The organism is Dysgonomonas massiliensis (assembly GCF_900240225.1).
Classification (GTDB): domain Bacteria; phylum Bacteroidota; class Bacteroidia; order Bacteroidales; family Dysgonomonadaceae; genus Dysgonomonas; species Dysgonomonas massiliensis.
In genome coordinates, this window is record NZ_OEPV01000006.1 from 225,636 (window position 1) to 237,850 (window position 12,215).

The 12,215-nt window shown below is 36.1% G+C and carries 8 protein-coding genes; 5 read left to right on the plus strand and 3 right to left on the minus strand.

All coding sequences use genetic code 11. The features are described 5' to 3' along the window. Nucleotide 1 precedes the first annotated feature (1 nt). Nucleotides 2-856 (plus strand): metallophosphoesterase, encoded by an 855-nt coding sequence (locus tag C1A06_RS07965; protein ID WP_101689715.1) that lies wholly within the window; start codon nt 2-4, stop codon nt 854-856. 5 nt (nt 857-861) lie between these two features. On the opposite strand, the gene C1A06_RS07970 is transcribed toward C1A06_RS07965, so the two are convergent. After that, on the minus strand, nt 862-2,763 hold the full coding sequence (locus C1A06_RS07970) for a DUF3858 domain-containing protein (protein WP_101689716.1): 1,902 nt from the start codon (nt 2,761-2,763) through the stop codon (nt 862-864). A 22-nt stretch (nt 2,764-2,785) separates the two neighbouring features. Next, the gene (locus C1A06_RS07975) at nt 2,786-4,783 is read right to left on the minus strand and encodes a DUF3857 domain-containing protein (RefSeq protein ID WP_101689717.1); all 1,998 of its coding nucleotides are present in this window, start codon (nt 4,781-4,783) and stop codon (nt 2,786-2,788) included. A 353-nt stretch (nt 4,784-5,136) separates the two neighbouring features. Between C1A06_RS07975 and C1A06_RS07980 the strand changes: the two genes are divergently transcribed. The 4 genes from C1A06_RS07980 to C1A06_RS07995 are packed head-to-tail and all read left to right on the plus strand — an operon-like array spanning nt 5,137 to nt 11,098. Continuing rightward, nucleotides 5,137-5,475 carry a hypothetical protein gene (locus C1A06_RS07980; RefSeq protein ID WP_145996364.1) on the plus strand — a complete coding sequence of 113 codons (339 nt, stop codon included), beginning with the start codon at nt 5,137-5,139 and terminating at the stop codon, nt 5,473-5,475. Nucleotides 5,476-5,482: 7 nt separating this feature from the next. Next, nucleotides 5,483-6,775, plus strand: a complete 1,293-nt coding sequence (locus C1A06_RS07985; RefSeq protein ID WP_101689719.1) for a mechanosensitive ion channel family protein — start codon at nt 5,483-5,485, stop codon at nt 6,773-6,775. A 27-nt stretch (nt 6,776-6,802) separates the two neighbouring features. After that, nucleotides 6,803-8,923 carry a Tex family protein gene (locus tag C1A06_RS07990; protein WP_101689720.1) on the plus strand — a complete coding sequence of 707 codons (2,121 nt, stop codon included), beginning with the start codon at nt 6,803-6,805 and terminating at the stop codon, nt 8,921-8,923. A gap of 48 nt (nt 8,924-8,971) precedes the next feature. After that, entirely contained in the window at nt 8,972-11,098 is a 2,127-nt protein-coding gene (locus tag C1A06_RS07995; protein ID WP_101689750.1) for a S46 family peptidase, read from the plus strand. Between the two features lie 107 nt (nt 11,099-11,205). On the opposite strand, the gene C1A06_RS08000 is transcribed toward C1A06_RS07995, so the two are convergent. Continuing rightward, entirely contained in the window at nt 11,206-12,066 is an 861-nt protein-coding gene (locus C1A06_RS08000; RefSeq protein ID WP_101689721.1) for a hypothetical protein, read from the minus strand. Nucleotides 12,067-12,215: the final 149 nt, after the last annotated feature.

A 12,215-nucleotide genomic window follows, 5' to 3' on the forward strand; every position in this document is an offset into this window, starting at 1 on the left:
GATGATTCGATGGATAAAGAGTAAAAAAGCAAGGAATATATTTCTTGCTTTTCTTTTTATAGTAGGTGTATGCTTACTCTATGCGTATTACGAGGCACGTAATATACATCTAAGAAATTATGTGTTCAGTCATAAAGATATACCTCAAAGCTTTGATGGTAAAACAATAGCATTTCTTTCGGATATTCACACCGATAGCGATTTCGATCGAGGAGATCTTAGGGCATTGGTTGATAGTGTTAATAAACTTTATCCTGATATTATCCTGATGGGAGGTGATTATGTTTCTGGAGCAAAGTATATCGATACTTTTCTTGACGAGATATCTAAGCTAAAAGCGAAAGATGGAGTTTATGCTGTATTGGGAAATCATGATCATTGGTCTGGAGCTGATAAAATTGCCAGAGGATTGAAAAAATCAGGTATCAGAATGATGGATAATCAATCGTGCTGGGTGCGATCTGGTACAGATAGTATTAAAATAGGAGGTGTCGGCGATTGGTGGTGTGATGAAACTCGTATAGAAAGTACAGTTGATGATATATCGGAAAAAGATTTTTGTATTTTATTGTCGCACCAACCAAACTTTGTCGACGAATTAAAATCCAATAAAATTGACCTTATTTTATCTGGTCATACGCACGCAGGTCAAATTACTCTTTTCGGATTTTGGGCACCAGTGATGCCCGGACAATTTAGTCAGGATTTGATTACAAGTAAACATGAATATCGTTATGGTTGGATGAATAAGAAAGATACACAGCTATACGTCAGTTCTGGTATCGGGATGGGCGGAGTTCCTTTTCGGTTCTTTGCCCACCCCGAGGTTGTCCTGATTAGGCTGAAAAAGCTTTAATTATTTTAATCCTTCTTGAATACTAGTCTTGTTGCAAGTGCCGAATCAATTTTTCCGAAAAATGATTTTAAGTCTTCGTAAGACGATTTGTCGTATTTGCCAGATTTAATATCGATTGTAACTTTTGAAGTTACGATATTATTTTCAACAGAAAGTTTTCTTGTGAATTTTCCAAACTCATTTTCTATACTAATATCGGTAGGAAGCGATTCAGCTGAATATCCTTCTGGTAGGACATATTTAATGATATCTGATTGGATATATTGCTGAGGAATCTCTATGTCGTGTATGCGCTTGGCTGATCCAAATCTTCTGAAATTACCCTTGCTGAGAGGGTAAGATCGTAAAAATAATCTACTACCGGTTTTATTGGCAATATTGGATGCTTCGAATTTACTTGAAACAGTAGCTATAGGCTTTTCGCTAGGACTGTACGCGATGTCAATATTTCCAAATTTAACTTTGGGCATCTTAACTTCACTCATCAAATATTTTATCTGAGTTTCTCTATCCTGTTTCTTTAAGTCTGATACATACATCGCTACGTCCATCGTGCTTTTGAGTTCTATATATCCTGATGCAGCACCCGTTTCATCCAAATTAATTGTCATCACAGTCTCAGTCGTATAGTCTTTGTTGTTGTAGGCTGGTATATGGCACAATTTACCCCCATCATTGGTAATTGCTATAACATCGTGATCTACAATATTTGAGTGAATGAATCCGAATGGTATGGTGGAGTTCGTACATTCCAGCCAAATGCTATCATTATCTAGAGGAACGAGCAATATCGCATGGTTAGTTTGTGTCATACTCGGAAAGTTAGCGTCTAGGTACTTGCGTCCTTTGCCACTGTATATTTCACAATAATTTGATTCTATATTGATCACCTTTAGCATTGCTTTCATTAAGAAGCTAAGACCTTTGCAATCGCCCATTTTGTTTTTAGCTACATTGGTAGCTGTTTCGGGTTGTAAGCCTCCAATCCCTAGTTGTACGCTGATGTAACGAGTGTTTTGTTGCAAATATTCGTAAACTATTTTTATTTTCTCCCTCTCTGTTTGGGCAGAGCTAGTCATAGTCTGTAATTTGTCTATCAAATCCGCAGGGAGGATATCTCTGTTTTGTAACAATTGGTTGACCCATTTGCCATAGTTGTTCCAACTGTCCATATTACCACAATACGAATCATAACAAAAACTACTAGGTGCAAATGTTATTATAGGGTATAGTTCTGTATATTTCGGTTGCCATATTTCGCCTTCTATGGCTGAAATGTTAGACTCTTGTATAGTATAGATATCCTTGTTATTGCTTGTGTTATGGTTTATCTTGTAATCGCAATTGGAATGATGTCTAACTTTTATACTCTGAGGAGCTTCTAATGTGAAAGAGATATTTTCAGTAGCAATGTTTGTGCCAATAATAGGTATGAAATATGGATAGTATAGTATGCCATTTTTTGATTTTAGTTCATAGTCGTATTCGATAGTGAATGGATATGATGGTGATTGGCACTCGTAGGAGATTTTATAGCTACCAGTAGTGAAGCTATTGAATTCGAGACTCGAATAGAGTAAATCTCCTTTTTTTATTTTTTTTATAATCTTCCCTGATGCATCGCGCAATATTCCCGAGAATTTAGTCAACTCCGAAAATTTATCGGTCGATATAACGAAATGTGCATAATCATCGCCTTTACGATTGAGTATGGTTACTACTTTATTTACTGTGTAAATCCCATTATTGGCATCAGTTTGAATATAAGTTTGATTCAGGTCGCGAATTACGGCATTCGCGTTTTTCTTTAAGCTGTCGGGAATCGTATTTACAGTATAATCCTGCCCATAGCTAGGCAGGATTATTGATATTGTAGATACGATAAGTCCTAAGAGTATTTTGTACATATCGTTAAGTCTTTGTTAGTCGTTATACTTTCTTTAGAACAATTACTTCGGAGCATTTCTCTATGATTTTAGCATAGAATTCTTTAATGTCTTGATATTTTTCAGGGAGTATAAGTAGATTTTTTAAGTCATATCTGTATTGTATTGATACCGAATGTTCATTTGCTGAAACTTGATAAGTGAATTTAATATTACCTTCTTCATCCAACATATACGAAATGCTTTCAGGAAGCTCTTCTACTACATATCCTTCTGGAATAATAATGTTTATGGCCTGTATATAATCTTGTAAGTAATCGAACTGAACCGGGAATTTCCGTTCTTCAGACTTAAAAGGGTTCTCCGAAATGTGTTTTATAACCATCGGGTCGATATAGAGTAAGTCATCACCCAATCTGTTATCAGGTTTAATAGTGAAGCTGCGTTTTACTTGTCCGGAAGCGCTATTCAAGTTGTCTGTTTTGAAATTCTCAATCGACATACCTACTGCTTTTGAAAGATTGTCAATATAATCAGCTTCATCCTTATGTTTTTGGTAATATACTTTTCTAAACTCGTAAGCACTTTTACCTCTGTATGTAGTATTTATATCACCTACCAATTGTCCATATTCGTCAAATTTATAGGTTGACATGATATACTCAATTCCTTTAGACGAACTTGAAAGATCAACCCAACGAGTACGGTCTTTCTGCATTATACGTGCTTTTGTAACCATGGTTTTATCTGGAAGGACATTCCATATGCTATATTTGTCGGCAACATCAATTGTATATAATTTGTTGTCAATCACTACACCTAATATGGTGTAATTGAAGGCTGTAATAGAAGGGTGTGTTAGCGGAATGCGCCCGTTAGAACGTGTGCTGAGTATAATAGGAAAAGCTTCGAATCCCGCAGCATTTAGAGCATTTATACCTAGGAAGTTCAGGTCGCCAGAGTCGCCAAGCCCTTCTTTCATAATCTTGTCAAGATTACTGGCCGAAATACTGCTCTTTTCATTCCATTTCACCTTTGATCTAAGTTCCATGATAATCTTCGAGGCAGCAGCTATGTCAAGCGTAGCTGGTTTCGGATCATTCTTGAATATTCCCGTTTTCTTTAAACTACCACCAAAGCTTCCAAGTTCGAACAATCTCTTATCTATATCGGCCCATGTTGTAGAGTACTGTTTGACCATGCTGTATTTGAATTGAAAGCTCCTAAGTTCAAAGCTCAATCTGCTAATATAATCTCCTCTCGACCACATAAATGGCTCTTGTTTCATTGCGGGAAGATTTTCTCCAACGTGGATTTGTTTCACTCCCGAGCAATTATCATCGTATGTAAATGGACGATTATATTCATCACGTAGTCTCATTGTAATACGAACATTAGTGGGCTCATTTTTAGAATCAATTCTTTCATAACCTTGTATTGGTGTACTATATATAAAATACTCAGGAATAATTATTTCATATTTTACATGTTGAACTGGTATGTATGACTGAAAATCAAAGTCGCGAATACTATAATTGAAAGGCGATGTAATAGTATATTTGAACTCTATAACCGACCCGACTTTCGCTCCGGGCATCGTGAATTTAGTGCGTCTATTTTCGCCATCATGTTCTTCTTCTACAATAAATTCTTTCGTTAATTTAGTTCGGGTTATTTTTCCGTTTTCGAGATTATAAGTTGTCCCCGATAGTCCCCGAAGTTCTTCTCGAGAATCTATCTGTCTGCCAACATAATAGAAAATACTATTTTCACAATATTCGAGGCCATCTTCTTTCAAAATTTTAATCTTTGCGCGAAAGGTGTATTCGTGTACGAATTGGCCAGTTAAATCCTTGTACAAGAATTGTGTAAATCCATCTTTCATCAATACTACAGCACTTGCACTAGAGTCAATGTCACAAGTAGTCATCTTCATTTCATCCATGGTGATTTTCCCATATTGAGATTGTCCAAGGATGAGTGTAGGAAAGCTTAGAGACAAGATTAATGTACAGATAATAGTTAGAGTTCTTCTTTTCATAGTATTTCCTTCTCTTGGGTGTTAATATATGTGTAAAAATAATAAAAAAACAATAGGGAAGAACTGTTTTCTGATTAAAAATGCGAATAATTAGAGTTTTAAAGATCTATCTTGAAATCCTTTGGCAAAACCAGATTGGATAGGATATTAGGTAACAGTAGATTATAAGGTGTAGTCGTAGAAGTGTGTTTTTATTATATGTGATTGAGTTTTGTGTCTTCTGTGAGGTAAGTTGCTATGGTATCGCGATTTCGAATATTACTTTTACTTATTTCGTATACTATTGTTTGATATGGTTTTTTTCATAATCGATATTTTATACTTAAATTTGATAATTAAAATATCTAGAAGTGATGAAAAAATATAAACTTATCTTATTCAGTTTAGTCTGTTTCTTGACTTTTATGTCCTGTGATAGTAGAAAACTAGCAGACATGGGGGATTCTTATAGAATACATGTCCGAGAATCTGATGAAGAAAATGGGATGAAAACAATCTTGGAACAAGTTGTGCCTGTATCCTTTGTCGAATTGAAAGATGATGAGAAGATAGAAGAAAAAGATGCATATCTGGCGAAGATATATGTTGTCTCGAAATCATGGTATATAGGAGGTCAGCGCGTATATAATGTGAATGATACACTGGATATTTACTACGATAAAAATAGAAACTTAATACGAATTAAAGAATAATTGACAGATGGAGAAAAAGATTACGTATGATAAAGATAGTCTAATTGCAACGATTAATGAATGGCTATGGGATTTCCTGCATGGACTAGGTATTCCTGAGCAATTAGTTGTATATACTAAAATGATATTGCTCCTTCTTTTTGTGATCATAGTTGTATATGCTTTGCAGAAAGGGGTAAGCTCACTTTTAAACTTCGTACTAAAGCGTGCAGCTAAAATTACAAAGATTAATCTGTTTGACTATGCTGTCAAAAATAGATTGCCGCACTTCTTGGCATTAGTAATACCTTATTCTTTTGTTCGTGGAGCTATACCCGTAGTATTTTATAGTTTCCCAAGCCTGATCTCACCAGCGGTAACGCTGACAGATATCTATATGGTGTTTATGGTAATTTGGACTATAATGGCAATATTATATTCGTTGGGAGATATGTTGCAAGAACGTCCTGCTTTCCATAATAAACCGATGAAAAGCTATATGCAAGTTATCCAGATTATATTTTATATACTCGGAGCTGTTGTGATATATTGTATCTTCACAGGTAAATCACCGGCAGCGTTCTTTGCTGCAATGGGGGCGGCTTCGGCAGTTTTGATGTTGATGTTTAAGGATACAATTATGGGGTTTGTAAGTAGCATTCAGTTATCCTCAAACGATATGCTTCGCATCGGAGACTGGATTACAATGAACAAATATGGTGCTGACGGAGATGTAGAAGAAATAAATCTGACTACAGTTAAAATCAGAAACTTTGATAAAACGATTACCACAATTCCTACTTATGCCATGATTTCGGATTCATATCAGAATTGGCGTGGAATGCAGGAATCGGGAGGACGTCGCATAAAAAGGCCAATTTTTATTAAACAATCGTCTATTCGTTTCCTGACTGAAGAGGAATTAGAGAAATTCAAAGGATTACCAGGTTTAGGTGAGTTTATCAAACAAAAAGAGAAAGAGAGTACTGATAAAGTTAAGCAATTAGCTGATTCTTTACATGCTAATAAGCTGTTGTTGACTAATAATGACTTGTTTATGCAATATGGAATACATTATTTGCGCAATCATCCTCGTATCAGTCAAGGAATGACTCTTTTGGTAAGGCAGTTAGCTCCTACAACAGAAGGACTTCCTATCGAGATATATACATTTACTAATACAACAGTTTGGGCACAATATGAAGGAATTATGGCCGAAGTAATGAATCACTTTATTACAATAGCACCTTTCTTCGATCTTCTTTTATTCGAAGTAGGGTCTACTTCAGATGACTACAATGTCATTTTGAATAAAAATTAATATCAGATCATGTTCTGAATAAAACCTATGGATATTATAAATAAATTGATAGCCTCGTCGCTCGATATTAGAGAAACGCAGGTTGCCAAAACTCTGGAATTGTTGGACGGCGGTGCTACGATTCCTTTCATCAGTCGATATCGCAAAGAAGTTACGGGTAATCTGGATGAAGTTCAGATAGCAGGCATCAAAGATCAGTATGATAAGCTTAAAGAATTGATCAAGCGTAAAGAGACAATTCTTGCGACTATTGATGAGCAAGGTAAATTAACTGATGAGTTGAAAAAACGAATCGAAGATTCGTGGAATTCATCCGAAATAGAAGATATATATCTGCCTTATAAGCCTAAGAGGCAGACTCGTGCAGAAATTGCACGCAAGAAAGGCCTTGAAGGTTTGGCTAAGCAAATTATGGCTCAACAGAATATTGATGTTGAGGCCAAAGCTTCTGCTTTTGTAAAAGATGAGGTGAAGGATGTAAAAGAAGCTATTTCCGGAGCTTGCGATATAATTGCGGAATGGGTAAACGAGAATGAATATGCTCGTAATTCGATGCGTAATCTTTTCCAACGCGAAGCGGTTATTACGGCTAAAGTGGTTAAAGGTAAAGAGGAAGAAGGCGATAAATATCGTGATTATTTCGATTTTTCTGAACGTCTTAGCCGTTGTTCATCGCACCGTTTATTAGCTATACGACGTGGTGAGTCGGAAGGTTTTCTGAGAGTGAATATTGCTCCTGAAGAGGATTTAGCATTAGAACGCCTCGAAAAACAATTTGTGAAAGCAGATAACGAAGCATCAGATTATGTTTATGATGCAGTGAAAGACGCCTATAAACGATTATTGAAACCTTCAATAGAGACGGAGTTTGCGGCATTATCTAAAGAAAAGGCTGATGAACAGGCAATACATGTTTTTGCCGAAAACTTACGTCAGTTATTATTAGCTCCTCCTTTAGGTCAATATAGAGTGTTAGGTGTCGACCCGGGATATCGTACTGGTTGTAAGTTGGTTTGTCTGGATGCACAAGGGAATTTGCTACACAACGAGACTATCTATCCTCATCCACCTCAGAATGAGTATACTAAGGCTGCTTCGAAAGTTTCGAAATTGGTAACTACGTATAATATAGATGCTATAGCAATAGGCAATGGCACAGCAAGCCGTGAGACTGAAAAGTTCATCACTAATATTCGTTATGAGAAAGAAGTAAAGGTATTTGTTGTCAGCGAGAATGGAGCTTCTATTTATTCTGCATCGAAAATTGCTCGTGAAGAGTTTCCTCAATACGATGTCACAGTTCGAGGAGCTGTATCTATCGGCCGTCGATTGATGGATCCATTGGCTGAGCTAGTAAAGATTGATCCGAAATCGATAGGAGTAGGGCAGTATCAACATGATGTTGACCAATCGAAATTGAAGAAATCGCTCGACTTCGTTGTAGAAAGTTGCGTGAATCAGGTCGGAGTTAATGTAAATACTGCAAGTCAGCATCTATTGACATATGTTTCGGGATTGGGTGCAACTTTAGCTCAGAATATTGTGAAATACCGTGCAGATAATGGGCCTTTCGAGTCGCGTAAAGCCTTACTGAAAGTACCAAGAATGGGAGAGAAAGCATTCGAACAGAGTGCAGGTTTCTTACGTATTGATAATGCTGATAATCCTTTGGATAATTCAGCCGTTCACCCCGAAAGTTATCACGTTGTTGAGCAAATGGCTAAAGATTTGAAGTGTTCCGTCAAAGAACTTATTGAAAATAAAGAATTGAAGAAGTCTTTAGATTTGAATAAGTATGTGACAGATACAATCGGTTTACCAACTCTTAATGATATAATGGAAGAGCTTGATAAGCCCGGTAGAGACCCAAGAAAAGCCATCAAGGTTTTTCAATTCGATCAGAATATTCGTACAATCGACGATTTACGCGAAGGAATGGTATTGCCCGGAATAGTGACCAATATTACAAATTTCGGCTGCTTCGTTGATGTTGGAATAAAAGAAAACGGACTAGTACACATTTCGGAACTTGCTGATAAATTTGTATCAGATCCGAATGAAGTTGTATCACTTCATCAACATGTCGAGGTTAAAGTCCTATCAGTAGATATGACTCGTAAAAGAGTCGCTTTGACTATGAAATTGTAAGAATTTGATAGATAAGAAATAATTATAGAAAACATTAAACTAATGACAATGAAGAAACATTTGTTTATTATCGTTCTTAGCTTATTATGCTTTGGGCAATCTTATGCACAAGGAGGTATGTGGGTACCATCTGCTATCGAAGATCGTATAGCAGATATGTCATCTAAAGGCTTCGAATTGACTGCTGACGATATTTATAGTATCGATAAAACTTCGTACAAAGATGCTGTCATGTTGTTCGGCGGAGGTTGTACCGGAGAACTTGTGTCACCAGACGGACTACTTCTGACTAATCATCATTGTGGATTTTCGCAGTTGCAGAAACATAGCTCGGTTGAACATGATTACTTGCAGAATGGCTTTTGGGCAATGAACAGAGGTGAAGAACTTCCTAATCCAGGACTAACAGTTAAATTTCTCGTAAGAATGGATGATGTTACAGATGCTGTGATGGCTGGAGTGGGTAACGCAGATGATGTAGCTAAGGATCAATCGAAAAAGACGAATATGGCTAAGGTCATTAAGGAGGCTATTGCTGGAACACATTATACGGCAGAAATCAAACCCCTGTATTATGGCAATCAATATTATATCTATGTATACGAAGTCTTCGAGGATGTTCGTCTTGTAGGTGCTCCCGGTTCTTCTATTGGTAAACTAGGTGGAGAAACAGATAATTGGATGTGGCCTCGTCATACGGGAGACTTTATGTTCTTTAGAGTTTATGCAGGAAAAGATAACAAACCTGCACCATACTCGAAAGATAATGTTCCTTACAAATCGAAGAAGTACTTTAAGATTTCTACTGCTGGAATCAAAGAAGGAGATTTTGCTTTGACCTATGGTTATCCGGCACGAACTCAACAATATCTGCTATCGGATGCAGTAGATTATATTCTTAACTATTCGAATCCGGCAAAGATTAAATTACGTACTATGCGTATAGAGGAAATGCAAAAGGCTAGAAAATCAGATCCTGCTATAAGAATTGCTTATGCTTCGAAAGAGGCAGGAGTTGCAAATTCTTGGAAAAAATGGCAAGGAGAAAATCTAGGACTTGAAAGATTAAAAACTATTTCAAAAAAACAAGCTTACGAAAGAGAGTTTGAAAAATGGGCTCAGGATAAACCGCAATACAAGACTCTTATATCGGATATGAGAGAACAATATAAATTGGTGAGAGATTACGATTTCGTAGCGGATTATATTAATGAGGCTATAGGAGGGATAGAATTATATCAGGCTGTGAAACTTGCAGGTAATTGGATTGATAATCCGACAGAGGTCTTGCCAGAGAAACTAAAGGCATTCTATAAAGATTATTACCCTGATGTAGACAAGAGAATAGCAGTGAAACTTATTACTGAATATATAAAAGATGTACCCTCAGCCGATGTTCCGCTATATCTATCTGAGAAGATTAGTATGTACGGTGGAGTAGATGGGTATGTAGATATGCTATACGGAACGTCATCTCTTATATCATCCGAGAAGTTGACGGCTGCAGTGGATACTAAGTTGGATTTGAAAAAAGATCCTGCAGTAGAATTATATAGAATAGTAATGGATATGTATAATACTTCTATAAAAGGTGATCTTCAAAAATATAAAGCTAATATTGAGGTATATCAAAAACTGTACATGCAAGGGCAGTTAGAATACGAAGCAGATGTAAAATCAGGACGTATCTTCTTCCCCGATGCTAATCATACATTACGTGTTTCGTATGGTACAGTTAGTGGATATTCTCCGGAAGATGGAGTGTGGTATTTCCCGACTACAACGTTAGAAGGAATTATTGCTAAGGATAACCCTAACTCTTATGAATTTAATATTCCTCAGAAACTGAGAGATATTTATGCGACTAAGGAATATGGGAGATGGGGTGTTGATGGAACTGTACCAGTTTGTTTTATTTCAAACAACCAGACAAGCGGAGGAAATAGCGGAAGTCCCATATTGAATGGCAAAGGAGAATTGATTGGAGTAAACTTCGATCGCACATGGACAAGTACAATGAGTGATATTGAATATGATCCAGTGATGTGTCGTAATATTGGAGTAGACATTCGTTATGTTCTATTTGTTACTGATAAAATTGGTGGTGCAGGGTATTTATTCGATGAAATGACATTAGTCGGAAATCCATCAGAAAACAATAAATCTAAGAAATAGGATATCCTAAAATCTTATTGTGAAAAAATAATACCTCAACAGTTTTTATGCTGTTGAGGTATTTCCCTTAAAACCTGTTTGTGCCAAGACTAATTAATTACCACTTGTTAATATCTAGTCTGATAATATGTTGATCGCTTAGAATCACTATTACCATTACGATTTCTTGACGATTGATTTGTTGACCTATTATTATTCTTGTTTCTATTGTTGTTTGAATTATAGCTTGGACGTGAAGAATTACTTGGTCTAGTAGTTACTTTAGTATTCTCACTTTTTGGTCTGCTATTATTCTTATTATTTTTATTGTTATCCCTGCCATAACTAGGTCGGTTTGTATCCGGTTTGCTATTTTGAGGCCGATTGTTGTTATTTATATTTGGTCTGTTATTAGGCCTATTGTTATTTGAGTTCGGTCTATCGAAACTATTATTAGGCTTATTGTTCGGTCTATTACTGCCTACACTTGGTCTGCCTGAATTGTTATTTGGTTTGTGATTGTGCGGACGATAATCATACTTGTCATGTCTCTCTGGAGACCAAGGACGATAGTTCGTTCTGCTTTTGTGGTAACGATTATCTCTACTGTCACGAATTACAGCTTGGCGACCACGATAGTTTCTATATTTAGCATAATAATTCATATGACGTTTATTATGTAACCAAGGCTTATGGATATTCAAAGCTACTTTATAAACATTGTATAGATCGAAGTGTCTGTAGATAGCAGGTAAATATCTAGCTGTAATCCAACGTCCACTGTCGAAATATATAAACATCCCGTTGTTGATGTCATAATAGCCATTGAAATCAGGGAAATAATAATAATCTACATAATCATATCCAGTTGGTCCCCAAGCTGGTTGACTTCCAATATTTATACTGAAGCTTATATTTTGAGCATTTGCATTATTTGTAGTTAAGAGTAATGCTGCAGTCAATGCAATTATTGATAATATCTTTTTCATAACTATAAGTATTAGTTTGTGAATACTTCGTTTACTAATTTAATTGATTAGAGTGCTTTTTTATGAAAAGGATTAATCGGCTTTTGATAATTAACTTTTGTTAGATATTCGTATATTAGCAATATTGGATAACCAAACATTGATAATAA

Bases quoted from the DNA above. Each gene is read 5' to 3' on its own strand.
- C1A06_RS07965 (WP_101689715.1), top strand. From the start codon at position 2: ATGATTCGATGGATAAAGAGTAAAAAAGCAAGGAATATATTTCTTGCT.
- C1A06_RS07970 (WP_101689716.1), bottom strand. From the start codon at position 2,763: ATGTACAAAATACTCTTAGGACTTATCGTATCTACAATATCAATAATC.
- C1A06_RS07975 (WP_101689717.1), bottom strand. From the start codon at position 4,783: ATGAAAAGAAGAACTCTAACTATTATCTGTACATTAATCTTGTCTCTA.
- C1A06_RS07980 (WP_145996364.1), top strand. From the start codon at position 5,137: ATGAAAAAATATAAACTTATCTTATTCAGTTTAGTCTGTTTCTTGACT.
- C1A06_RS07985 (WP_101689719.1), top strand. From the start codon at position 5,483: ATGGAGAAAAAGATTACGTATGATAAAGATAGTCTAATTGCAACGATT.
- C1A06_RS07990 (WP_101689720.1), top strand. From the start codon at position 6,803: ATGGATATTATAAATAAATTGATAGCCTCGTCGCTCGATATTAGAGAA.
- C1A06_RS07995 (WP_101689750.1), top strand. From the start codon at position 8,972: ATGAAGAAACATTTGTTTATTATCGTTCTTAGCTTATTATGCTTTGGG.
- C1A06_RS08000 (WP_101689721.1), bottom strand. From the start codon at position 12,066: ATGAAAAAGATATTATCAATAATTGCATTGACTGCAGCATTACTCTTA.